Annotated in this window: 23 protein-coding genes, 1 tRNA gene and 1 riboswitch; of the genes, 13 read left to right on the plus strand and 11 right to left on the minus strand. The window is 43.4% G+C overall.

The window, feature by feature from the left end; translation table 11 throughout:
- Nucleotide 1: 1 nt before the first annotated feature.
- From moaD to moaA, 4 genes are all read right to left on the minus strand, one after another.
- Entirely contained in the window at nucleotides 2-247 is a 246-nt protein-coding gene (gene moaD, locus L4C54_RS04585; protein WP_428807252.1) for a molybdopterin synthase sulfur carrier subunit, read from the minus strand.
- Nucleotides 244-723 carry a cyclic pyranopterin monophosphate synthase MoaC gene (moaC, locus tag L4C54_RS04590; RefSeq protein WP_428801298.1) on the minus strand — a complete coding sequence of 160 codons (480 nt, stop codon included), beginning with the start codon at nucleotides 721-723 and terminating at the stop codon, nucleotides 244-246. The genes moaD and moaC overlap by 4 nt, the downstream gene beginning before the upstream one ends.
- Nucleotides 724-734: 11 nt before the next feature.
- Nucleotides 735-1,247, minus strand: coding sequence for a molybdenum cofactor biosynthesis protein B (moaB, locus tag L4C54_RS04595; RefSeq protein ID WP_428801297.1), 513 nt, complete (start codon nucleotides 1,245-1,247; stop codon nucleotides 735-737).
- Between the two features lie 97 nt (nucleotides 1,248-1,344).
- Nucleotides 1,345-2,334 (minus strand): GTP 3',8-cyclase MoaA, encoded by a 990-nt coding sequence (gene moaA, locus L4C54_RS04600; protein ID WP_428807253.1) that lies wholly within the window; start codon nucleotides 2,332-2,334, stop codon nucleotides 1,345-1,347.
- A riboswitch (molybdenum cofactor riboswitch) is annotated at nucleotides 2,323-2,467 on the minus strand. It overlaps the preceding gene by 12 nt.
- Before the next feature lie 228 nt (nucleotides 2,468-2,695).
- Here moaA and L4C54_RS04605 point away from each other — a divergent pair.
- The gene (locus tag L4C54_RS04605) at nucleotides 2,696-3,586 is read left to right on the plus strand and encodes a YvcK family protein (protein ID WP_428807254.1); all 891 of its coding nucleotides are present in this window, start codon (nucleotides 2,696-2,698) and stop codon (nucleotides 3,584-3,586) included.
- A 66-nt stretch (nucleotides 3,587-3,652) separates the two neighbouring features.
- Here L4C54_RS04605 and luxU read toward each other — a convergent pair whose 3' ends face one another.
- From luxU to uvrB, 3 genes are all read right to left on the minus strand, one after another.
- Nucleotides 3,653-3,994, minus strand: a complete 342-nt coding sequence (gene luxU, locus L4C54_RS04610) for a quorum-sensing phosphorelay protein LuxU (protein WP_428801294.1) — start codon at nucleotides 3,992-3,994, stop codon at nucleotides 3,653-3,655.
- Between the two features lie 2 nt (nucleotides 3,995-3,996).
- Nucleotides 3,997-5,385 (minus strand): quorum-sensing sigma-54 dependent transcriptional regulator LuxO, encoded by a 1,389-nt coding sequence (gene luxO / locus L4C54_RS04615; protein ID WP_428801293.1) that lies wholly within the window; start codon nucleotides 5,383-5,385, stop codon nucleotides 3,997-3,999.
- 301 nt (nucleotides 5,386-5,686) lie between these two features.
- Nucleotides 5,687-7,717 (minus strand): excinuclease ABC subunit UvrB, encoded by a 2,031-nt coding sequence (gene uvrB / locus L4C54_RS04620; RefSeq protein WP_428807255.1) that lies wholly within the window; start codon nucleotides 7,715-7,717, stop codon nucleotides 5,687-5,689.
- Nucleotides 7,718-8,286: 569 nt separating this feature from the next.
- On the opposite strand from uvrB, the gene L4C54_RS04625 reads away from it, so the two are divergent.
- From L4C54_RS04625 to L4C54_RS04670, 10 genes are all read left to right on the plus strand, one after another.
- Nucleotides 8,287-8,362 (plus strand) — tRNA-Asn (locus tag L4C54_RS04625).
- A 255-nt stretch (nucleotides 8,363-8,617) separates the two neighbouring features.
- Nucleotides 8,618-9,199: an electron transport complex subunit RsxA gene (gene rsxA, locus L4C54_RS04630; protein WP_428801291.1), complete on the plus strand. Its 582-nt coding sequence runs from the start codon at nucleotides 8,618-8,620 to the stop codon at nucleotides 9,197-9,199.
- Nucleotides 9,199-9,795 carry an electron transport complex subunit RsxB gene (rsxB, locus tag L4C54_RS04635; RefSeq protein ID WP_428807256.1) on the plus strand — a complete coding sequence of 199 codons (597 nt, stop codon included), beginning with the start codon at nucleotides 9,199-9,201 and terminating at the stop codon, nucleotides 9,793-9,795. Before rsxA ends, rsxB begins: the two co-directional genes overlap by 1 nt.
- Before the next feature lie 2 nt (nucleotides 9,796-9,797).
- Nucleotides 9,798-12,368, plus strand: a complete 2,571-nt coding sequence (rsxC, locus tag L4C54_RS04640; RefSeq protein WP_428807402.1) for an electron transport complex subunit RsxC — start codon at nucleotides 9,798-9,800, stop codon at nucleotides 12,366-12,368.
- Nucleotides 12,368-13,414: an electron transport complex subunit RsxD gene (rsxD, locus tag L4C54_RS04645; RefSeq protein WP_428807257.1), complete on the plus strand. Its 1,047-nt coding sequence runs from the start codon at nucleotides 12,368-12,370 to the stop codon at nucleotides 13,412-13,414. The genes rsxC and rsxD overlap by 1 nt, the downstream gene beginning before the upstream one ends.
- An 8-nt stretch (nucleotides 13,415-13,422) precedes the next feature.
- Complete coding sequence (rsxG, locus tag L4C54_RS04650) at nucleotides 13,423-14,058, plus strand: electron transport complex subunit RsxG (RefSeq protein WP_428807258.1); 636 nt, start codon at nucleotides 13,423-13,425, stop codon at nucleotides 14,056-14,058.
- On the plus strand, nucleotides 14,051-14,740 hold the full coding sequence (locus L4C54_RS04655; RefSeq protein ID WP_428807259.1) for an electron transport complex subunit E: 690 nt from the start codon (nucleotides 14,051-14,053) through the stop codon (nucleotides 14,738-14,740). The genes rsxG and L4C54_RS04655 overlap by 8 nt, the downstream gene beginning before the upstream one ends.
- A 40-nt stretch (nucleotides 14,741-14,780) precedes the next feature.
- The gene (nth, locus tag L4C54_RS04660; protein WP_428803811.1) at nucleotides 14,781-15,422 is read left to right on the plus strand and encodes an endonuclease III; all 642 of its coding nucleotides are present in this window, start codon (nucleotides 14,781-14,783) and stop codon (nucleotides 15,420-15,422) included.
- 9 nt (nucleotides 15,423-15,431) lie between these two features.
- Nucleotides 15,432-15,848: a lactoylglutathione lyase gene (gloA, locus tag L4C54_RS04665; protein WP_428803810.1), complete on the plus strand. Its 417-nt coding sequence runs from the start codon at nucleotides 15,432-15,434 to the stop codon at nucleotides 15,846-15,848.
- A 101-nt stretch (nucleotides 15,849-15,949) separates the two neighbouring features.
- The gene (locus L4C54_RS04670) at nucleotides 15,950-16,387 is read left to right on the plus strand and encodes a DUF2753 family protein (protein ID WP_428803809.1); all 438 of its coding nucleotides are present in this window, start codon (nucleotides 15,950-15,952) and stop codon (nucleotides 16,385-16,387) included.
- A 16-nt stretch (nucleotides 16,388-16,403) separates the two neighbouring features.
- Here L4C54_RS04670 and motY read toward each other — a convergent pair whose 3' ends face one another.
- Complete coding sequence (gene motY / locus L4C54_RS04675; RefSeq protein ID WP_428803808.1) at nucleotides 16,404-17,288, minus strand: flagellar protein MotY; 885 nt, start codon at nucleotides 17,286-17,288, stop codon at nucleotides 16,404-16,406.
- 184 nt (nucleotides 17,289-17,472) lie between these two features.
- Between motY and rnt the strand changes: the two genes are divergently transcribed.
- The gene (gene rnt / locus L4C54_RS04680) at nucleotides 17,473-18,120 is read left to right on the plus strand and encodes a ribonuclease T (RefSeq protein ID WP_428803807.1); all 648 of its coding nucleotides are present in this window, start codon (nucleotides 17,473-17,475) and stop codon (nucleotides 18,118-18,120) included.
- A 27-nt stretch (nucleotides 18,121-18,147) separates the two neighbouring features.
- Nucleotides 18,148-19,473 (plus strand): Na+/H+ antiporter family protein, encoded by a 1,326-nt coding sequence (locus tag L4C54_RS04685; RefSeq protein WP_428803806.1) that lies wholly within the window; start codon nucleotides 18,148-18,150, stop codon nucleotides 19,471-19,473.
- A gap of 80 nt (nucleotides 19,474-19,553) precedes the next feature.
- On the opposite strand, the gene sucD is transcribed toward L4C54_RS04685, so the two are convergent.
- The 3 genes from sucD to odhB all read right to left on the minus strand — a co-directional run bounded on the left by sucD (nucleotide 19,554) and on the right by odhB (nucleotide 23,009).
- Nucleotides 19,554-20,426: a succinate--CoA ligase subunit alpha gene (gene sucD, locus L4C54_RS04690; protein ID WP_428803805.1), complete on the minus strand. Its 873-nt coding sequence runs from the start codon at nucleotides 20,424-20,426 to the stop codon at nucleotides 19,554-19,556.
- Nucleotides 20,426-21,592, minus strand: a complete 1,167-nt coding sequence (sucC, locus tag L4C54_RS04695) for an ADP-forming succinate--CoA ligase subunit beta (protein ID WP_428803804.1) — start codon at nucleotides 21,590-21,592, stop codon at nucleotides 20,426-20,428. The genes sucD and sucC overlap by 1 nt, the downstream gene beginning before the upstream one ends.
- A gap of 208 nt (nucleotides 21,593-21,800) precedes the next feature.
- Nucleotides 21,801-23,009, minus strand: a complete 1,209-nt coding sequence (odhB, locus tag L4C54_RS04700) for a 2-oxoglutarate dehydrogenase complex dihydrolipoyllysine-residue succinyltransferase (RefSeq protein WP_428803803.1) — start codon at nucleotides 23,007-23,009, stop codon at nucleotides 21,801-21,803.
- Between the last annotated feature and the right edge of the window lie 8 nt (nucleotides 23,010-23,017).

The following is a 23,017-nucleotide window of genomic DNA, read 5'->3' on the forward strand; positions in this document are numbered from 1 at the left end:
TTTAACCTCCAGTAACGGGAGGAAAGAAGGCAATTTCATCGCCATCAACAATTGATGAATCAAGCGGAACAATACTTTGATTTACTGCCGCCAATAGCTTGCCTTGTTCGAGTGCTATGTCCCACTTACCTTCTTGCTGTACTAAGTGAGCACGTACTTGTTCTACTGTATCAAACGTCGCGTCCAATTCGACACTATCAACACCCACCAACTCGCGAGTCTGAGCAAAAAAGAGAACCTTAATCATGACTCCACCTTAAAGTGACCAGATTTACCGCCACTTTTCTCAAGCAGACGTACTTGCTCTATAACAATGTCTTTTTGTACGGCTTTACACATGTCGTAAATAGTCAGAGCAGCAACCGACGCAGCGGTTAATGCTTCCATTTCAACGCCAGTCTTACCGGCCAATTTACAAACAGATTCAATACGTACTTTATTCTCAGCTTCTAAGGCTTCCAACTGAACTTCTACTTTCGTCAGTAACAGAGGGTGACATAGTGGGATTAGATCCCAAGTCTTTTTAGCCGCCTGTATGCCAGCGATACGCGCGGTAGCAAACACGTCACCTTTATGGTGCTGACCTGAAACGATCAAGTTAAGTGTCTCTGCCGACATAGAAACAAAAGCCTCCGCTCTTGCTTCACGAACGGTTTCTGCTTTAGCCGATACATCAACCATGTTGGCTTCGCCCGACGCATTAATATGTGTTAATTCGCTCATAGTTGACTCCTCTATACCGAAAGATGCGGCATAAAGTTACATGGGCGATGGCTTGCATCCAATTGCTGTTTGATGATCTTAGTCCACGCGGTACGGCAAGCACCTGTCGAACCTGGCATAGCGAAAATCACCGTATGATTTGCAAACCCTGCAATTGCACGAGATTGAATCGTCGAAGTGCCAATCTCTTCATAAGAGACTGTGCGGAACAGCTCACCAAAACCTTCAACTTGCTTATCAAACAATGGAACTAATGCTTCAGGGGTGCTATCACGAGAGGTAAAGCCAGTACCTCCAGTAATGACAACTGCTTGAACCGATTCATCAGCAATCCACTGTGAAACAATCGCACGGATTTTGTACATGTCATCAATCACGATTTGTTTGTCTACAACATTGTGGCCAGCTTCTTTTGCCTGTTCAGCTAAGTAACCGCCTGACGTGTCGTTCTCTTCGGTACGAGTATCTGAAACGGTAAGAACTGCGATATTTGCTGCTTGAAATTTGCTTTCTGCGTGACCCATTTGTTCACCTATTTTTAAGTTTTTAATAATTCATCTGTGAGGCGTGTATATCGAGCGCACTAGGGCGCTCGTCTTCTAGTTGACCACTAAAAGTCAACTAGCCACCAATCGATGCTAAATGAGGAGTAATTCCTGAATTGCCATCATGTAAGAAATGGCTCTGGGATTTATTTTGCAACTGCTGTGAGATGCGAGCCATGAGCGCATTTTGTTGAAAATCGCTCTCTAGTAAGTCGCGTAACTCTACGCCGTGATCGCCGAACAAGCACATATGTAGCTTGCCTCGCGCAGAGACGCGTAATCGGTTACAGCTCTCACAGAAGCTTTTCTCGTAAGGCATAATGAGCCCTATTTCACCTTGATAATCAGGATGAACAAAAACCTGAGCAGGGCCATCATTAACGGCGCGGACTTTTAAAATCCAACCGTTGGCAATCAGCTGATTACGTATTGCGACACCAGAGACATGGTGCTTATTGAAAAGGTCGTCCATCTCACCGGTTTGCATCAGCTCGATAAAGCGGAGCTGAATCGGGCGGTCTTTAATCCAATTAAGAAAACTTGGCAGCTCGTGAGCATTAAGGTCTTTCATCAATACGACATTGACTTTCACCTGTGAGTAACCCACTTCAAAAGCCCGATCGATTCCACCCATCACTTGAGCAAATTTATTTTCGCCCGTGATTTGATGAAACATGCGAGGGTCTAAACTATCGAGGCTCACATTGATATGGGTAAGACCAGCTTGCTGCCAGTCTGCGACCTGCTTTTCCATACGGTAGCCATTGGTCGTCGTTGCCACTTTTTCAATACCAGAAGTTGAAGAAACGGCATCAATGATATCAATAAAGTCTTTACGTAGGCTTGGCTCACCGCCGGTAATACGCACTTTTGAGGTACCGCAGTCAGCGAAAGCAGAAACGACACGTTTCACTTCGGGAACGGTTAAAAAAGATGAGTTTTTCTGCCCCGAAGGCTTATAGCCATCAGGTAAACAGTAATTACATTTGAAGTTACAGACATCTGTAACAGATAACCGCAAGTAATAAAACTTGCGGTTAAATTGATCTTCGAATTGTTGCGCCACGGAACACCTTTCCAAATACGGGAGGCGGAATCATTTCTAATTCAACCCTGGTGACTGTTAGTCACTGGCTCATTCCGCTTATCCTTACCGACGTGGTGAACTTAGCTAAATGAGCTCGGAGTTATGGCAACCAGTGCAGCTAAAGCACACTACTGGTAGCTATTTTATAAAATACTTAATATTTCAATACGATTCTACCCTCGCGGTCAAAAAATTATCGTCCCGAACAAAAATAACCACTTTTGAGTATTTAAAGCCTCATAATTACACTAAATTTATAGAGATATAGCGGAGTTGACTTAGTATCGACCCAAATAAGGCGAAATATGCGAAATAACGCCCCTACAGAAAGAAGAATGACATGACTTTATACTCATCTAAAAAAGTGGTTGCCATTGGTGGCGGTCACGGATTAGGTCGAATGCTTGCTGCGCTTAAAGATTTTGGCTCTAATGCTACGGGGATTGTTACCACGACAGATAATGGTGGTTCAACAGGTCGAATTCGCCATTGCCAAGGCGGAATAGCATGGGGAGATACTCGAAATTGTATCAATCAGCTCATTACCGATCCTTCCATTAGTTCAATGATGTTTGAGTATCGATTCAAAGGCGCTGGCGAGTTAGATGGGCACAACCTTGGTAATCTAATGTTAACGGCTCTTGATAATCTATCAGTTCGTCCATTTGAAGCGATTCAGCTAATTCGAAATATGCTCAAAGTCGATGTAAATATCGTACCGATGTCTGAGCACCCTTCCGATTTAGCGGCTCTCTCTACGGAAGGTAAATGGGTCACAGGCGAAACAAACGTTGATGAGATGACCGATAACCTGATGCGATTAGATTTATCACCTGAAGTGCCCGCAACTAAAGAAGGTGTTCTCGCTATTGAAGACGCGGACTGCATCGTTTTAGGACCAGGAAGCTTTTTGACCAGCATTATGCCGCCACTACTCTTGCCTGAAATTGGAAAAGCCATTGCAGCAAACAACAAGGCTAAATTGGTTTTCGTCGAAAACTTGTCGCCAGAGTTCGGCCCTGCAGGACGAATGAGTTTAAAACAGAAGTTAGAGTGGTGTGAGAGAGCTTGCCAAGGTAGGAAGATAGACGTTGTACTTGGTGATACGCCTCATCCGGAGATTGATAAGGATTGGTACTGTTTGACCACCGAGCTTGCTTCGCCAAATCGAGATTGGCGACATGATAGAAGCAAACTTCAATCTGCGGTGGAAGATCTGATTAACCGTTAGTTCGTTCACCATAACTAACGAGTGCTAAATAACGCACCTTTTGTGGTTATTTAGCACTAATGCTCGCTATTTGGCTACGAGTGACTGATAAGCCTCTCTGGTGGTATCGAGAATTTTAATCATCTGAGCAGCATCAACAACGGGGTTGAGTTCTATGCCTGCTTTTATTTTGCTATCTAAATCGATAGAAAACTGGCATAGCTTATCGGCTCCGAAACTTGCGGCACTGCTTTTTAGCGCATGACTTATTTCCCTTAGGTAATCTGCCTTATCTAACCCTTCTTCGTCGAGAAGCGTTTTCATATACAGATTCAATTCACCAAGAAATATATCCAATAATACGGGCACATTTTCTTGTCCAATCTCATTCGAGAGTCGCTCGATTTTTTGGCTGTTTAATATATCCATCGTTACTTGTCACTGTTCCATACTTGCAATTTTCTATAAATCGTTGATGGACTGACATCCAAATATCCGGCTGCCCGCGGTATATTCCCTTCACACGCTTCAATAGCTTGTTCAATCGCTGTTTTTTCCGTGAGCCATAGCGGGAAAATTTCATGCACTGATACTTGCTCTTTAACGCTTGGCTGAACGCGAATCTGGTTATCGATCGGTAAATTCAGCGGTGGTGGTAACATGTTTAGAGTGATCTCTTTACCATTATTGAGTACCACAACATTTCGCAATACATTCTGTAATTGCCTTACGTTACCGGGCCATTCAAAGCGATTGAAACACTCCACGACCTCTGGCGATAAACGTACAAACCCTTTACCTTCTTCGTTAGACATGAACCCCAATAAAGAATAGGCTATTTCAATCACATCTTCACCACGCTCTCTAAGTGGCGGTAAATTCAAAGGAATAACGTACAAACGGTAGTAGAGATCCTCTCTAAAGCGACCTTCTTGGACTTCCTTCCACGGGTCTCGATTGGTCGCACATACAAAACGAACATCGACACTTTTCATTTTCGATGAACCGACTTTCTGAAACGTGCCTGTTTGTATAAAGCGTAACAATTTTGTTTGTAAGTCGAGATCCATTTCACACAGTTCATCAAGAAATAGTGTACCGCCATCGGCTGCCTCTGCTGCGCCTTGCCTATCGGTAGCCGCGCCAGTAAATGCGCCTTTTACATGACCAAATAACTCACTTTCAATAAGGTCTTTAGGAATGGCGGCACAGTTGATCGCAATAAAGGGCTTGTCACCCCGTTTGCTCGCCGCGTGAATCGCTTCTGCACACACTTCTTTACCAGTACCACTCTCGCCTGTAATAAAGATACTCGCTTTACTCATGGCTGCGGAATCGATCGTCCGGTAGACGGCTTGCATCGTTTGACTACTGCCAATAAAGCCTTGGTAATTCTGATTGCCGGGGTAATCTTCTTTATTCTTGAGCTTACTCGCTTTGCGAATGGCGTTATTCACCGTGACACGCAACCGATCCGCTTCGCACGGTTTAATTAGGAAATCCTGTGCGCCCAAACGCATTGCTTCAACGGCCGTATCAATAGAGCCATGAGCAGTCATAAATATAACAGGTACATCAGGGTGGATGTGTTTTACGCTCTCAAGTACATCCATGCCCGTCATATCCGGCAGTCGTAAATCGAGAAGTATAAGGTCAGGTGTGCGATTTTTTAAGCTATCAATAGCATCACGCCCTGTACCGACAATGTTAATGTCGAGACCAAGAGGAGTCAGGTAGGATCGATAAAGAGCGGCGACGGACGCCGTATCTTCCACCATCAATAAATATTTTGATTTGTGAACATCTGATAATTGCTGCATAACCTAGCCAATAGTTATTTGCATTTTCCTAAATAATTGCATTACGAATTGCATTTTGCAAATAGCGACCACAAATATAACACTAAAGGGTTAGGTTTGTGGCGAATATCATGAATTTTTACTGGTCTAAAAGATGCTTCTATCATTATGACCTTAACAGGTTACCTAGCCAACTGACGTTGTTAGTGGATACAATATCCACAAATTACAGCCAATAGACGTATTTATCTATTGGCTTTTTTTTACCTGCTCAGCCCTTTCTACCACTAGTAGAACCTCTAGCTAGTGGTTATAAACTGTTTTAACTATTAGTTATAAACTGCTCTCGTAATTTACCGATTTGATCCCGTTTATCAGCAGCAAGTTCAAACTCTAAATCTTGAGCATGTTGATACATCTGAGCTTCCAATTTAGCGATCTCTTTATCCAGTTCTTGTGGAGTGAGTACATTGTATGCCATTGAAGGCTCGGCCACTTTAGACAGCGGCACCTGCTTATTCGCCTTCTGGTTTCTTGTCTTAGCAATATCACCAATTTCCATAATGTCTTTCACACTACGCTTTAACGCTTGCGGGACAATACCTTGCGCTTCATTATGTGCTTGTTGCTTTTCGCGACGACGATTCGTTTCATCCATCGCTTTTTTCATCGACTTAGTAATCCGGTCACCGTATAGAATCGCTTTACCTTCAAGGTTACGTGCTGCACGACCAATGGTCTGTATTAATGAACGCTCAGAACGTAAGAAGCCTTCTTTATCTGCATCTAAAATAGCAACAAGGGAAACCTCAGGCATATCCAAGCCTTCTCGAAGTAAGTTAATACCCACTAACACATCAAATTCACCCAGACGTAAGTCGCGTATGATCTCTACTCGTTCAACGGTATCGATATCAGAGTGAAGATATCGAACTTTGACATCATGCTCGGTCAAATACTCGGTTAAATCCTCTGCCATTCTTTTCGTGAGCGTGGTAACGAGTACCCTTTCATCTTTCTTAGAACGAATGCGAATTTCAGATAATAGATCATCCACCTGAGTCGCAACCGGGCGCACTTCAAGCTGTGGGTCTAATAGCCCTGTAGGACGTACAACTTGATCTGCGATGTCATCGGCTGATTTTTCTAACTCATAGTTTCCTGGTGTCGCGGAAACGAAAATAGTTTGCGGCGCTAACGATTCAAACTCTTCAAACTTTAACGGACGGTTATCAAGAGCAGAAGGCAGTCGGAAGCCAAATTCAACTAAGGTTTCTTTACGTGATCGGTCACCTTTAAACATTGCCCCTATTTGAGGGACGGTTACGTGCGACTCATCAATAATAAGGACACCATTATCTGGTAAGTAATCGAACAATGTTGGAGGCGGCTCGCCCTCTTTTCGTCCACTTAAATAACGAGAGTAGTTTTCAATACCAGAACAGAAACCAAGTTCATTCATCATCTCTAAATCAAATTGCGTTCTCTGGCTAATTCTTTGCTCTTCAAGCAGCTTGTTGTTATCCAACAGGTAGGTTTGTCGTTCTTTTAAATCGACCTTTATATGCTCAATGGCATCTAGTATTCGATCTCGAGGCGTTACATAGTGAGTTTTGGGATATATCGTATAGCGAGCTAAATCACGTTGTTTAATTGCACCGGTTAGGGGATCAAATACACTAATGCAGTCGATTTCATCATCAAACATTTCAAGTCTAACTGCATCTTGTTCTGACTCTGCGGGGAAGATATCAATGACCTCTCCACGCACTCTAAATTGCCCCCGTTCAAAAGCGACATCGTTTCGTGAGTATTGAAGCTCTGCCAAGCGGTGTAAAATATCACGCTGATTCATGACATCGCCACGAGTAACGTGAAGCATCATTTTTAGATAAGATTGAGGGTCACCCAAACCATAAATGGCAGAAACTGAAGCAACGATAATGGCATCTTTTCTTTCTAAAAGTGCTTTCGTTGCGGATAAACGCATCTGTTCAATGTGTTTATTAACAGATGAGTCTTTTTCAATAAACGTATCCGTCGTTGGAACGTAAGCTTCTGGCTGATAGTAATCGTAGTAAGAAACGAAATACTCAACAGAGTTATTGGGGAAAAACGACTTCATTTCGCCATATAATTGAGCAGCAAGCGTTTTATTCGGTGCAAGTAAGATAGCAGGGCGTTGAGCCTCAGCAATAACATTCGCTAAGGTAAATGTTTTTCCTGATCCCGTAACCCCAAGCAAGGTCTGATGAGCCAGGCCAGAATCTAAACCATCAAGTAGCTTCTCAATCGCGGTTGGTTGATCGCCTGCTGGTTGATAATCAGACTTTAAATTAAACACTTTACTCATCTTTTCCCCACTTCAATGACATCTCATTTTCATCATTGTCGCTGTATGTATATACACCTGCAATAATTATATTTTGATATCTTCTAAAAAACACATTTGAATCTATAGAAATGCCAATTTGTGAGATCATTAGACTGGATATCCCAACCTCAGTCTGATATTATCTTTCGCCCTGCACCAAGAACACCATGAAACTAACCTCTGTTTTATTCACATGATTTCCCCATTTTTGCGTAGATGATCAAATATTCTTTGTTTTAGTTGTTCTATTACATTACCGCTTCCTCTTACCTTTTCTAAAATTTATTCTTAAATAACAAGCCATTAGATCAATCCTTCTCTGTCGCCAGCATTAGAGTAATAGCACCACTAAAGCGGGTCAAAGGCTGTTTTACCACTTAATTAACACACTTATCCACAATTTTAGTGGATAAGTAAACGTAGCCCAACAACGACAAGGCATTAGAGAAAGTAAAGAAAATTCACTTAAAAAAATTAACTATTTTCTTATCCCAAAGAGTTGACACTATCAAAAGCTGTCGTTAATATTCGCCCCGCTTTACAGCAATTCCCCTTTAGTTCAGTTGGTAGAACGGCGGACTGTTAATCCGTATGTCGCAAGTTCAAGTCTTGCAAGGGGAGCCAAATTTTAAGGCCCAGTCTTTTGACTGGGCCTTTCTCGTTTTTCGACACAGAAACTCTTAATATAACCAATCGCGTTCAGGCTGAAATCTAAGATTTCATACTAGATAATTGTCACTTTTATCAGAGCTACGCTGGCTAAAACCTTAGAACTACTAATTTTTCACTCAAAAACAGTAAAACCTTACTGATCGTCAGTTGTTATTAGCCAAGCAAAGCACGATAATATTAGGATCGGAATTTCAAATACATATAATTATGACCGAATATTTTTTGTTGTTGATTGGCACTGTGCTAGTGAACAACTTTGTACTGGTAAAGTTTTTGGGCCTATGCCCGTTTATGGGCGTATCGAAAAAACTCGAAACGGCGATTGGTATGGGGCTTGCGACCACATTTGTGCTCACGCTTGCGTCTGTCTGTGCCTATCTAGTTGAAAACTACCTGCTAGCACCTCTAGGTATTGAATACCTTAGAACGATGAGTTTTATCTTAGTTATTGCCGTTGTTGTGCAATTTACTGAAATGGTCGTTCATAAAACAAGCCCAACGCTGTATCGATTACTTGGTATTTTCCTGCCTTTAATTACCACCAACTGCGCTGTACTTGGTGTTGCTTTGCTTAATATCATCGAGAATCACACATTCATCGAATCTATTATCTACGGATTCGGCGCAGCCGCTGGCTTCTCACTGGTTCTGATCCTTTTTGCTTCAATGCGAGAACGAATAGCTGCCGCAGATGTACCTGCGCCATTTAAAGGTGCTTCGATTGCCATGATCACCGCAGGATTAATGGCTCTAGCATTTATGGGCTTTACTGGTTTGGTGAAGTTATAATGATCACTATTGTCATTGCTGTTATTGCGCTTGTCTCTCTTGCTGCTCTGTTCGGTGCTTTACTAGGATTTGCCTCGATAAAATTCAAAGTTAAAGCTGACCCTATTGTTGAGCAAATAGACAGCATTCTGCCACAGACTCAATGTGGTCAATGTGGTTACCCCGGCTGCCGTCCTTATGCTGAAGCTATCGCCAACGGAGACAAAATAAATAAATGTCCACCAGGTGGCCAAGCGACAATTGAAAAGCTTGCAGACCTTATGGGTGTTGAAGCAGAAGAGTCTGCCCATGACCTTGAAGATGCAATAAAAACGGTCGCCTATATTCACGAAGATATGTGTATCGGTTGTACTAAGTGTATTCAAGCTTGCCCTGTTGATGCCATTGTTGGCGGAACCAAAGCGCTACATACCGTAATCAAAGATGAGTGTACAGGCTGTGACCTGTGCGTTGCCCCTTGCCCTACAGATTGTATTGAAATGATCCCTATAGCCCCAACGACTGACAACTGGAAATGGCAAATGAATTCAATTCCTGTCGTCAACATTAGCGACTCTGTCCTTCCGAAAAGCCAAGTGGAAGGTACTTCGAAATGAGTATGCCTTCACTGATTGAACAAATACAAACAGGGACTCTGTGGGATTTCCATGGTGGTGTTCATCCACAAGAAAATAAAACTCAATCCAATAAGTTGCCTCCTATTAATACGGAGTTACCTTCAGAAGTTATTTTGCCGGTAAAGCAACACATCGGAAAGCCGGGCAACTTGATTGTTAAAGCGGGTGAAACGGTTCTAAAAGGACAGCCTCTTACAAAGTACACAACCACAATGATGCTTCCTGTTCACGCACCAACCTCCGGCGTGATCACTTCGATTGAACCAAGAACAACCAGTCACCCATCAGGTTTTAGTGAATTATGCATCGTCATCTCACCCGACGGCCAAGAGCGTTGGTGCGAGAAAAATATCATCGACAATTTTCGTAATGAGTCTGCCGACACGCTCATTGAACATATTCGTTTATCTGGTATTTCAGGTATGGGCGGTGCGGGCTTCCCTACTGCAAAAAAAATCCAATCCGGACTATCAAAAACGGATTTGTTGATTATCAACGCTGCTGAGTGTGAACCTTTTATTACGGCTGATGATGTATTGATGCAGCATTACGCGGATGAAATCTTACTCGGTATCGAGGTTGTTGAGCATATTCTCACGCCGAAACTTACCATTATCGCCATAGAAGACAACAAACCTGAAGCTATACAAGCACTAGAGTTAGCCGCAAAAGATAAAGACATTGTGATTCGAGTTGTACCCACTAAATTCCCATCAGGTGGTGAAAAGCAACTAATTAAGTTGCTCACCAATCAAGAAGTACCCAATGATGGTATTCCTGCTGATATAGGTATGTTGGTTCAAAATGTAGCTTCAATGTACGCTATCAAGCGAGCCGTTTTCGATGGTGAGCCGTTAATTGAGCGCATAGTGACTTTAACTGGCGATTGCTTTCCTCAGCCACGAAACGTATGGACCCTTATTGGTACCCCTATTGATACGTTATTGGAACAATTCAAATACAAGGCTCTAAGAAAGAACCCTAGGATTATAATGGGTGGGCCTATGATGGGCTTTACTCTTCCGCACACCCTTGTACCTATTACGAAAACAAGTAACTGTATTCTTGCGCCTAGCGCGAAAGAGCTGCCGTCAAACAAATATGAGATGGAGTGTATTCGCTGCGGGCAATGTGCCGAAGTCTGTCCATCGTCTTTATTGCCACAACAGCTACAGTGGTATGCTAAATCAGAAGAGTATGAGAAATGCACGGAGCTTAATCTTCAGGATTGTATCGAATGTGGTGCTTGTGCCTATGTTTGCCCTAGCGAAATACCTTTAGTGCAATATTACCGCCAAGCCAAAGCAGAAATTCGCTCACGTAAAGAAGAAGCTCAAGCTGCAGAACGTGCACGCCAACGCTTTGAAGAACGAAATACTCGACTAGAAAGAGCAAAAGAAGAAAGAGAGAATCGATTTAAAAAAGCGGCGGATAAACGTCGAAGCGAAATGAAAAAATCCGATGGTGACGATGCTGTCGCTGCGGCAATTGCTCGAGTTAAAGCTCAACAAGAATCCAATGCTAGCGAGAACAACACGCCCACCGCTAAACCTGCCGTTGCGGCGGCGATTGCCAGAGCTAAAGCTAAGCAAGCTCAACAAGCAACGGAATCGGGTGAACCTGATAACTCAGATATGAGTCGACTGCGAGCCGAGCGAAAACAGCAAGCGAAACAGAAAAAAGCACTGATGGAGTCATCAGGAGCTGAAATGCCGACTACAGAGCAAGCTTCTTCTAACGACAACGACTCTAGCCAAGGCGATCCTAAGAAAGCTGCTATTGCTGCAGCCATTGCCAGAGCCAAAGCTCGTAAAGCGGAACAGAGTACCGCTGAAGAATCCGTTACACCTGAACCAACTAACTCTAGCGAAGACGACCCTAAAAAAGCCGCTGTTACTGCCGCCATTGCCAGAGCCAAAGCTCGTAAAGCGGAACAGAGTACCGCTGAAGAATCGGTTACACCTGAACCAACTAACTCTAGCGAAGACGACCCTAAAAAAGCCGCTGCTGCCGCTGCCATTGCCAGAGCCAAAGCTCGCAAGGCGGAACAGAGTACCGCCGAAGAATCCGTTAAACCTGAACCAACTAACTCTAGCGAAGACGACCCTAAAAAAGCCGCTGTTGCCGCTGCCATTGCCAGGGCCAAAGCTCGTAAGGCAGAGCAGAGCAAAGCTGAAGAGTCCGTTAAACCTGAACCGGCTAACTCTAGCGAAGACGATCCTAAAAAAGCCGCTGTCGCTGCAGTCATTGCCAGGGCCAAAGCTCGCAAGGCTGAGCAGAGCAAAGCTGAAGAATCCGTTAACTCTGAACCGGCTAACTCTAGCGAAGACGACCCTAAAAAAGACGCTGTTGCCGCTGCCATTGCCAGAGCCAAAGCTCGTAAGGCCGAGCAGAGTAAAACTGAAGAATCCGTTAAACCTGAACCGGCTAACTCTAGTGAAGACGACCCTAAAAAAGCCGCTGTCGCCGCTGCCATTGCCAGAGCCAAAGCTCGCAAGGCACAAAAAGAGCAGATACCGAATGAACAAAATAATTCTGAGGAGAAACAGTAGTGGCCTTTTTTATCGCCAGCTCCCCACATACGCATAGCAAAAAAAGCACCCCAGATTTAATGAAGTGGGTAATGCTCGCGGCGCTACCCGGCCTTGTGGCACAAACTTACTTCTTTGGTTGGGGCACTATTATCCAACTATTGCTTGCTCTCTTTATTGCCGTCCTACTTGAAACAGCGGTCTTGCTGATTAGAAAGCGCCACCCTTTGTCTGCTTTACGTGATTACAGTGCGTTAGTCACAGCTTGGTTGCTTGCTGTTGCTATCCCACCCTATTCACCATGGTGGATCATCGTTATCGGTCTCATCTTCGCGATTATTATTGCCAAGCATCTCTATGGCGGTATCGGGCAAAACATCTTCAACCCTGCCATGGTGGCCTATGTTGTACTACTCATTTCCTTTCCAGTACAAATGACCTCGTGGATTACACCTGTAGAGTTAAACCAAGATCCTGTTTACTTTATTGATGCATTTTCGCTTATATTTAGCGGTTTTAACCATGAAGGATTGTCTCTCGCCCAGATTCGTACGGGTATCGATGGCGTGACTATGGCAACACCTTTAGACGCTTTTAAGACAGCGCTTCATTCAGGTAGCACTGCATCAGAAGCAATGAAGCAGCCTCAATTTCATGGCTTTGCTGGAATTGGTTGGGAGTGGGTAAATCTTGCCTATCTCGCTGGCGGTTTACTGCTAATAAAACTCAAAGTTATTGACTGGCATATTCCTGTCTCATTCTTAGCCAGTTTGATTATCGTGAGTAGCTTCTTTTTCATGATAACTCCAGGAGAAACGGCAAGCCCAATTCTTCATATACTGTCGGGAGCAACCATGCTTGGGGCATTTTTCATTGCCACCGACCCTGTATCAGCTTCTACAACAGTAAAGGGGCGTATCGTTTTCGGTGCCTTCATTGGGTTCTTAGTCTTCGTCATCCGTAGCTGGGGCGGCTTCCCAGACGGTATCGCATTTGCAATATTACTGGCTAATATGTGCGTACCTATGATCGACTACTACACCAAACCACGTACCTATGGGCATTAAGGAAAATTATGTTAGCGGCGATTCGTAAAAACGGACTGACACTGGCAATTTTTGCCTGCGCAACAACAGGGCTCGTTGCAGTGACTCACCACCTGACGAAAGATACCATCCGTCAACAAGAAAAAATTCAGCTACTCACTATTTTGAATCAAGTGATCCCGGAATCACTCCATGACAACGATCTATATCAATCGTGTAGCTTGGTCACTCATTCAGCCCTTGGTACGAATGATCCAATGCCAGCCTATTTTGCTACATTAAATGGGCAACCTAGTGCTATTGCCATTGAAGCCATTGCTCCTGATGGTTATAACGGTGCTATAAAAGTGATTGTTGGTATTAACCAGCAAGGGAACATTACAGGTACACGTGTTTTATCTCATCAAGAGACACCGGGACTTGGCGATAAAATTGACCTACGTATTAGCGATTGGATCTTAGGCTTTGTCGGAAAAACAGTGACTGATACGAATCAAGATACTTGGAAAGTCCGTAAAGATGGTGGTCAATTTGATCAGTTTACTGGTGCAACGATAACGCCTAGAGCGGTCGTGGGCGCAGTTAAAAATGCAGTTTCTTTTGTCAATGAGAACCACCAACAACTCACCAGCCAAGCATTCAACTGTGGAGGTTCTAATGAGTGATCATAAAGAGCTAATGAAAAATGGCCTATGGGATAACAACCCTGCCCTCGTTCAATTGCTTGGGCTTTGTCCATTATTGGCAGTCTCTTCGACCGTCACAAATGCATTAGGGCTGGGTATTGCAACACTATTGGTGCTTGTAGGCTCAAACGTAGCGGTCTCTTTACTAAGAGAATACGTCCATAAAGAGATTCGTATTCCGGTCTTCGTTATGATCATAGCCTCTCTAGTTACTTGTGTTCAGTTACTCATGAACGCCTATACCTACGGTTTATATTTGTCTCTGGGCATTTTTATTCCACTGATTGTGACTAACTGCGTGATCATTGGCCGAGCTGAAGCTTTTGCATCTAAAAACAGTGTTCTTCCCTCGGCTTTAGATGGTTTGTGGATGGGGCTTGGGATGACAGCCGTTCTAGTTTTACTAGGCGCAATACGTGAAGTGCTTGGTAACGGTACACTATTTGATGGTGCGGATATTTTATTAGGTTCTTGGGCTCAATCACTTCGAATTGAAATATTCCAGTTCGATAATAGCTTTTTATTGGCTCTTCTTCCTCCTGGTGCTTTTATTGGTGTGGGTTTCATCATTGCGATAAAAAACGTCATCGATTCACAAATGGCAGCTCGCAAACCTAAAGCAAAAAAAGCGGCCATCGAGCGAGCACGAGTTACAAACTAATGCCTGTGATGCTATTAATTAAGATGTAAGCGAAACTAAAATGAATAACGAAAAGCGCGCAGAAATTTTAACTCGCCTTAGGGACGATAACCCTAATCCTCAAACCGAGCTTAACTGGGATACCCCTTTTGAGCTTTTGATTGCCGTATTATTATCCGCTCAAGCGACTGATGTCAGCGTAAACAAAGCAACAGATAAGCTCTACCCTATTGCGAATACGCCACAAGCGATCCTCGACTTGGGTGTAGACGGTGTGAAAAAGTACATCAAAACCATCGGGCTGTTTAACTCTAAAGCAGAAAACGTCATCAAGACCTGCCGAATGCTGGTTGAGCTGCACAATAGTGAAATCCCTGAGAATCGTGAAGCGCTTGAGGCCCTTCCTGGTGTTGGGCGTAAAACGGCCAACGTTGTTCTCAACACCGCTTTTGGTTGGCCAACAATCGCTGTTGATACTCATATCTATCGTGTATCTAACCGAACCAAGTTTGCGATGGGAAAAACCGTCGATGATGTCGAGAAAAAACTCCTTAAAGTTGTTCCAAAAGAATTTAAAGTTGATGTACACCACTGGCTTATCTTACATGGTCGCTACACCTGTATAGCCAGAAAACCACGTTGTGGTAGCTGTATGATCGAAGATCTCTGTGAATTTAAAGAAAAAATATACCCAGAAAGCTAGGAGCCCACTATGTCAAACGGAAGAATTCTTCACACGATGCTACGTGTTGGAGACTTAGATAAATCCATTGAGTTCTACACAAAAGTTATGGGGATGACCCTGCTTAGAACCAATGAAAACAAAGAGTATGAATACACACTGGCATTCGTCGGCTATGGTGACGAATCGCAAGGCTCAGTTATCGAACTTACCTACAATTGGGGAACCAGTGACTATGAGCTAGGTAATGCCTTTGGCCATATCGCAATTGGTGCTGATGATATATATACGACTTGTGAAGCAATAAGAGCAGCAGGTGGTGTTATTACTCGTGAACCAGGTCCAGTCAAAGGTGGAACCACTGAGATTGCTTTTGTTAAAGACCCAGATGGCTACATGATTGAGCTTATTCAAAGTAAAAGTGCATCTGAAGGATTAGGCAGCTAATCTTTGAGACTCATACCCAATTAGGTGACCTAGCGTTGCCTTTTTATTAATTAAGTGATAGAAATGGTTCTCATTTGCATTTAATCAAAAGAGAAACAATCATGAGTGTGAGAGAGTGGGAAGAACATACACTGCTTGCTGACGTAGCCATGCAGCAAAGTGATCACCTAAGAAGTATTCTTCACTACCAACAAGCCTTAACTATAAGTGACCAGCTGACACATGTCGAAGACATAGAAATTGAAGAGCGACTCATTGTGTCTGTCATCTCCTGCCATAACATGGCAAAATTTTGGCGAACAATAGGTGATGAAAAATATGAGCTAAAGTATTTGCAACTCGCTTCGGAGAAAGTACTTTCCCTTGTTCCTCAGTGTGCGAATAGTCAGTGTGAATCGTATATCGACTCATTAGGTTGCTGCAAAAAAGCGTTGATTGAATTTCTCAAGCGTCACCCAAACCCTTACATCGCAAAACAAGTTAGTCACCTAGACTCGGCAACTAACTGTAATCTCATTTCAATGTTTAAGCTGAACTAACTAGTTAGACTTACCGCTATACCTGTGTTCGTCCTAGCGAGATAACCACACGGCGGTTCTTATCTTTTCCGATAGGAGACGAGTTATCGGCAACTGGGCGACGCTTACCGTAGCCTTGCACTTCAATTCTGTCTTCAGGCAAGCCAAGAGATTCAAAGTAATCACGTAAAACCTCGGCTCTTTGCTCGGATAGGTTTTGACTGACACTTCGGCTATCAACGGAGTCCGTGTATGTTGAAACCAGAACTAAATCGATATCTTGGTTGTGTCGAATGTACTCTGCTATTTGAGCTAAACGTTTTCGAGACGCCTTATTTAACTGAACACTACTACGATCATAATGCAAAATAGTAAACGCGATATCTTCGAAGCTGTAAGGCAATAAGTTGGCGATACAGTCACTAAATACATTGTATTTTTGTTGGAATAGCACTGATGATAACGCAACTTCAATACGCTGATCACGGCTTTGCCAATCTTGATAACTGAACGTCGGGTAACGCCCCTTTTCTAGTTCGCCTAATATCCCCCAAGCTGTTTGACCTCCAATGTAGCCGTCAAACTGTTTAAAGAACTTAATGTTGGTGATGCGTTCTGCACTCTCTCCCGGACGCCATGATGGTGGCAAAGAAACAAGACTAACATTCCTTGTCTCCCCCATTGGACGACGCATTTTCAACTCAAAATCTAGAATGATTTTTTTACTTGCTCTTGATGAGAACTCCGCATCCCCATAGTTTGGGATTGGATGAACTAAACGACACTCTAAAGGCGTATTCGCAATCATCTGCCATGTAGACTGTATGGGCGTAGCAACATAACGTTTATCCAAGGCAAAAGCCGTTGGAGAAACCATTACATTTGTCATTAATACAGCGCTAATCGCGGCCCATTTCTTCATATTTACTGTTCTCTTCATACTACTGAGCAACGGCGATTGATTGCCGTTGTAATTTCCTTCTCCAAAGAATGCAAAATTCTAGCCAGTTATCACAGTAAATTCCGTTTCATTCTTAGATTCTTCGGTTTTGCTCAATGCAAGAATCTGCAATAATGCACGGCTTGTTCATCCAACTAAAATAATTATGACTGTAGAAAATGAAACATTAACTCTCAATAAACGCTTTCGCGGATATTTCCCCGTGGTCATTGATGTCGAAACTGCAGGCTTTAATTCTGAAACAGATGCGCTATTAGAAATCTGTGCAATAACATTGAAAATGGATGAACACGGTGATCTTCAACCTGCTTCAACTATTCACTTCCATATTGAACCATTTGAAGGTGCAAACCTTGAGAAAGCTGCACTTGAGTTTAATGGAATTATAGACCCTTTCAGCCCGTTAAGAGGCGCAGTGTCTGAAGAGCATGCATTAAAAGAAATCTACAAGCTAGTCCGCAAAGAGCAAAAAGATGCAAATTGCAGCCGCGCAATTATCGTCGCTCATAACGCTACTTTTGATCATAATTTTGTTATGGCTGCGAGCGAACGTAGCAAGTTAAAAAGAGTCCCATTCCACCCTTTTGCAACTTTTGATACCGCCGCATTAAGTGGCCTTGCTTATGGCCAGACCGTTCTAGCCAAAGCTTGTAAAACTGCAGGGATGGATTTCGACAACAAAGAAGCCCACTCAGCGCTATACGATACCGAAAAAACCGCCGAGCTTTTTTGTGGCATCGTTAATAAATGGAAAGCCCTAGGCGGCTGGCCACTTGTTGACAATAATAATTAAAAACAAACACAACTAACCGAGAAAACTATGAATCCTGTTGTAATTTCTGTCTGTATCATGTTGATACTCGCTTTGATGCGCGTGAATGTCGTTGTTGCTTTGACATTCAGTGCCATTGTTGGCGGTCTTGTATCTGGCATGAGTTTAAATGACGCAGTTTCTGCTTTCGAAAGTGGCTTGGGTGGCGGTGCAACTATTGCATTGAGTTACGCTATGCTAGGTACTTTCGCTGTTGCTATTTCTAAATCTGGTATTACTGACCTACTTGCACAAAACGTGATTAAGCGAATTAATGGCAAAGAGAACGGTACGGCTAGCACTGGACTAAAATACGCGGTACTTGCTTCGCTTATTTTGGTAACGATGTCATCACAAAATGTCATCCCCGTTCATATCGCCTTTATTCCAATTTTAATTCCACCTCTACTGGGCGTATTTGCAAAACTAAAGATGGACCGCCGTATGGTTGCGTGTGTTCTTACTTTTGGTCTTGTCACACCTTATATGATTCTTCCAATCGGCTTCGGTGGTATTTTCCTAAACAACATTTTGCTTAAGAACTTACATGATAACGGTCTAGAAGGTGTTGTTGCTTCTCAAGTTCCTACTGCAATGATTCTACCTGCGCTTGGCATGGTGTTTGGTCTATTGACGGCTATTTTAGTTAGTTATAGAAAGCCACGCGAATATAAAGAGACAGCACTAACTCACGTTAATGAAGAGCCTAAAAGCATTCATATGAAGAGTATTTTGGTCGCTTGTGTTGGTATCGTTGTTGCCCTAGCTGTACAGCTTTCGACTGGCTCTATGATCATCGGCGCTTTAGCTGGCTTTATGGTATTCACTTTTGGCGGCGTTATCGCTTGGAAAGAGACTCAAGACGTCTTTACTAAAGGCGTTCATATGATGGCTATGATCGGATTCATAATGATTGCTGCGGCTGGATTTGCAGCAGTAATGAAGCAGACAGGTGGCGTTGAATCGTTGGTTGAAGCTCTGTCTACAACTATCGGTGACAATAAACCACTCGCAGCATTATTAATGCTTGTTGTTGGCCTATTAGTAACAATGGGAATCGGCTCATCGTTCTCTACTATTCCAATTCTAGCGACGATTTACGTGCCATTAGCTGCTGCGTTTGGTTTCTCACCAATGGCAACCATTGCATTAGTCGGTACAGCAGCTGCGCTTGGTGACGCCGGCTCGCCAGCTTCTGATTCAACATTAGGTCCAACATCGGGCCTAAATGCTGACGGTCAGCATGAGCATATCTGGGAAACGGTAGTACCTACATTTATTCACTACAACATCCCACTGATTATTTTTGGCTGGATCGCCGCGATGGTTCTTTAAGGATAAAAACTATCACTAAAAGTATCAGGCACAAAAAAACCGAGCTTAATCGCTCGGTTTTTTATTAGGGTTTGGTTAGTTTACCAACCGGTTACTTCACGTAGACCTTTACCAATCTCAGCTAGAGATTTAACAGTCTTAACGCCCGCGGCTTCAAGAGCTGCAAACTTATCTTCAGCAGTACCTTTACCACCAGAGATGATTGCGCCAGCGTGGCCCATACGTTTACCTGGAGGAGCAGTTACACCTGCGATGTAAGAAACAACAGGCTTAGTAACATTCGCTTTAATGTAATCTGCCGCTTCTTCTTCTGCTGTACCACCGATTTCACCAATCATTACGATTGCTTCAGTTTCAGGGTCTTCTTGGAACAACTTCAAGATATCAATAAAGTTTGAACCAGGAATTGGGTCACCACCAATACCGACACAAGTCGATTGGCCGAAACCTTCATCAGTAGTTTGCTTAACCGCTTCATAAGTTAGTGTACCTGAACGAGATACGATACCAACTTTACCCTTCTTATGAATGTGGCCAGGCATAATACCAATTTTACACTCATCAGGAGTAATAACGCCCGGACAGTTAGGGCCAATCATGCGAACGCCAGTTTCATCTAGCTTCACTTTGACATCAACCATATCTGTTGTAGGGATGCCTTCTGTAATCGTAACAATCAGCTCGATGCCAGCATCAATTGCTTCTAAGATTGCATCTTTACAGAAAGGTGCAGGTACGTAGATAACAGTCGCTGTTGCGCCTGTTGCTTCAACTGCATCGCGAACAGTGTTGAATACTGGTAGGCCTAGGTGAACTTGACCACCTTTACCAGGAGAAACACCACCAACCATTTGAGTACCATAAGCAATTGCTTGCTCAGAGTGGAAAGTACCTTGTCCACCAGTGAACCCCTGACAGATTACTTTAGTGTCTTTATTAATTAGTACAGACATTATTTAGCCTCCGCAGCAGCAACAACTTTTTGAGCAGCATCTGTAAGAGACACAGCAGCAATGATATCAACATCAGAATTAGCAAGAACTTCACGACCAAGGTCAGCGTTAGTACCTTCTAAACGAACAACAACCGGTACTTCAACACCGACTTCTTTAACCGCGCCGATAATACCTTCTGCGATCATGTCACAACGAACGATACCACCAAAGATGTTTACCAGTACCGCTTTTACATTGTCATCCGATAGGATGATTTTAAATGCTTCAGCTACACGCTCTTTTGTTGCACCGCCCCCTACATCAAGGAAGTTAGCAGGCTTACCACCGTGCAGGTTTACAATATCCATTGTACCCATCGCTAGACCGGCACCATTAACCATACAACCAACGTTTCCGTCTAGAGCTACGTAGTTTAGCTCCCACTGAGCAGCATGTGCTTCGCGCTCATCTTCTTGAGAAGGATCGTGCATTTCACGTAGTTTTGGCTGACGGTACATTGCATTTGAGTCAATGTTAATCTTCCCGTCAAGACAAAGAAGGTCACCTTCTTTCGTTACGACAAGTGGATTAATCTCTAACAAAGCAAGGTCGTACTGAGCAAACATGTTACCAAGACCTAAGAAGATCTTAACGAACTGTTTGATTTGATCGCCTTTAAGACCTAATTTGAACGCTAGTTCGCGACCTTGATACGACTGAGGGCCAACTAGTGGATCAATCGCAGCTTGATGAATAAGCTCAGGTGTCTCTTCAGCAATCTTTTCAATATCCACACCACCTTCAGTCGATGCCATGAAAACGATACGACGAGTCGCACGATCAACAACTGCACCTAGGTACAATTCATTGTCAATGTTAGATGCTTCTTCAACAAGGATCTTAGTTACAGGCTGACCCTTTGCATCTGTTTGAAACGTTACTAGGTTTTTACCAAGCCATTTTTGAGCAAACTCTTTAACACCTTCTTTTGTGTCATGCAGTTCAACACCACCTGCTTTACCACGGCCACCCGCGTGTACCTGACACTTAACGACTTTCTTTTCTGTGCTGATACGGCCAGCCGCTTCAAAAGCTTCTTGGGCTGTATCACAGGCGAAGCCTTCTGGTACAGGCAAACCGAATTCTGCAAACAGCTGTTTGGCTTGATATTCATGCAAATTCATTGTGTATTTCCATTTGTTTATCCCTTAAGGGATTTATTATTTCCATAACGCCGCTGTGTGATGCGGAACGTCTGTAGGGTCTTCTCATTAAAACGCTATTTACTTGGGCATAAATAGAGACTTAAATGAAGGCCAGACCGTTGAGCTAGCCTAGCCGTTTAAATTTTATCAGTCGAGTTAACAAGGCTAACTCGACTTTTTAGCGATACTAAACGTCTAATAGCAGACGTGCTGGATCTTCTAGTAGCTCTTTAATGGTCACTAAGAAGCCAACTGATTCACGACCATCAACCAAACGGTGATCGTAAGATAGCGCTAGGTACATCATAGGTAGAATCTCTACCTTGCCATCAACCGCCATTGGACGGTCTTGGATTTTATGCATACCCAAGATAGCCGATTGAGGTGGGTTAATGATTGGTGTCGACATAAGTGAACCGAATACGCCACCATTAGTGATAGTAAAATTACCACCAATTAGCTCTTCAACTTTTAGCTTACCGTCGCGACCTTTAATCGCTAACTCTTTGATACCTTTCTCGATATCTGCAAAGCCCAAAGTATCGCAGTCTTTTAGTACTGGCGTAACCAGTCCACGTGGCGTTGATACTGCCATGCTAATATCGAAATAGTTATGATAAACAATATCCGTACCATCGATAGAAGCATTAACTTCTGGGTAGCGTTTTAGCGCTTCCGTTACAGCTTTCACGTAGAAAGACATAAAGCCTAGACGAGTACCGTGACGTTTTTCAAACTGCTCTTGGTATTGCTTACGCAATTCCATAATAGGCTTCATATTAACTTCGTTGAACGTCGTTAACATAGCCGTACTGTTTTTCGCTTCCAACAGACGGTTAGCTACCGTTTTACGTAAGCGAGTCATTGGTACACGTTTTTGACTACGTGCCGCAGCAGGTGCTTCTTGTACAGGGGCTTCTGCTGTTGCAGGTGCTGATTTTGCAGCAGCAAGGTGCGCTTCAATATCTTCACGTGTGATTCGACCACCAACACCAGAACCTTTCACCTGAGAAGCTTCTAAATTGTGCTCCCCTAATAGGCGACGTACCGCAGGGCTAAGAGCATCATTACTTTCTTCTGTTAATGATGCTTTGTGGCGTTTATCTGGTGAAGATTCAGTTTCATCAGTCGTATCAGCAGTTGGTTCACCAGCTACAGCACCCGGCTTTAACTTAGCAATCAACTGTTTTGACAGTACCGTAGCACCTTCTTCTTCGATAATTGCTTCTAAAACACCAGCTTCAGGAGCTGGAACTTCTAGAACAACTTTGTCTGTTTCAATATCAACGATAACTTCATCGCGAGCCACAGCTTCGCCTGGCTTTTTGTGCCATGTGGCGACTGTCGCATCTGCTACTGATTCAGGTAAGTCTGGAACCAGAATTTCAATAGTCATATTAGTGT

It is taken from the genome of Vibrio lamellibrachiae (assembly GCF_050337265.1).
Lineage (GTDB): Bacteria > Pseudomonadota > Gammaproteobacteria > Enterobacterales > Vibrionaceae > Vibrio > Vibrio kyushuensis.

Bases quoted from the DNA above. Each gene is read 5' to 3' on its own strand.
- rnt (WP_428803807.1), top strand. From the start codon at position 17,473: ATGACTGTAGAAAATGAAACATTAACTCTCAATAAACGCTTTCGCGGA.
- uvrB (WP_428807255.1), bottom strand. From the start codon at position 7,717: ATGAGTAAAGTGTTTAATTTAAAGTCTGATTATCAACCAGCAGGCGAT.
- gloA (WP_428803810.1), top strand. From the start codon at position 15,432: ATGTCAAACGGAAGAATTCTTCACACGATGCTACGTGTTGGAGACTTA.
- luxU (WP_428801294.1), bottom strand. From the start codon at position 3,994: ATGGATATATTAAACAGCCAAAAAATCGAGCGACTCTCGAATGAGATT.
- rsxC (WP_428807402.1), top strand. From the start codon at position 9,798: ATGCCTTCACTGATTGAACAAATACAAACAGGGACTCTGTGGGATTTC.
- L4C54_RS04670 (WP_428803809.1), top strand. From the start codon at position 15,950: ATGAGTGTGAGAGAGTGGGAAGAACATACACTGCTTGCTGACGTAGCC.
- rsxB (WP_428807256.1), top strand. From the start codon at position 9,199: ATGATCACTATTGTCATTGCTGTTATTGCGCTTGTCTCTCTTGCTGCT.
- moaD (WP_428807252.1), bottom strand. From the start codon at position 247: ATGATTAAGGTTCTCTTTTTTGCTCAGACTCGCGAGTTGGTGGGTGTT.
- L4C54_RS04605 (WP_428807254.1), top strand. From the start codon at position 2,696: ATGACTTTATACTCATCTAAAAAAGTGGTTGCCATTGGTGGCGGTCAC.
- moaB (WP_428801297.1), bottom strand. From the start codon at position 1,247: ATGGGTCACGCAGAAAGCAAATTTCAAGCAGCAAATATCGCAGTTCTT.
- sucD (WP_428803805.1), bottom strand. From the start codon at position 20,426: ATGTCTGTACTAATTAATAAAGACACTAAAGTAATCTGTCAGGGGTTC.
- motY (WP_428803808.1), bottom strand. From the start codon at position 17,288: ATGAAGAAATGGGCCGCGATTAGCGCTGTATTAATGACAAATGTAATG.
- luxO (WP_428801293.1), bottom strand. From the start codon at position 5,385: ATGCAGCAATTATCAGATGTTCACAAATCAAAATATTTATTGATGGTG.
- rsxG (WP_428807258.1), top strand. From the start codon at position 13,423: ATGTTAGCGGCGATTCGTAAAAACGGACTGACACTGGCAATTTTTGCC.
- L4C54_RS04685 (WP_428803806.1), top strand. From the start codon at position 18,148: ATGAATCCTGTTGTAATTTCTGTCTGTATCATGTTGATACTCGCTTTG.
- nth (WP_428803811.1), top strand. From the start codon at position 14,781: ATGAATAACGAAAAGCGCGCAGAAATTTTAACTCGCCTTAGGGACGAT.
- rsxA (WP_428801291.1), top strand. From the start codon at position 8,618: ATGACCGAATATTTTTTGTTGTTGATTGGCACTGTGCTAGTGAACAAC.
- odhB (WP_428803803.1), bottom strand. From the start codon at position 23,009: ATGACTATTGAAATTCTGGTTCCAGACTTACCTGAATCAGTAGCAGAT.
- L4C54_RS04655 (WP_428807259.1), top strand. From the start codon at position 14,051: ATGAGTGATCATAAAGAGCTAATGAAAAATGGCCTATGGGATAACAAC.
- moaC (WP_428801298.1), bottom strand. From the start codon at position 723: ATGAGCGAATTAACACATATTAATGCGTCGGGCGAAGCCAACATGGTT.
- sucC (WP_428803804.1), bottom strand. From the start codon at position 21,592: ATGAATTTGCATGAATATCAAGCCAAACAGCTGTTTGCAGAATTCGGT.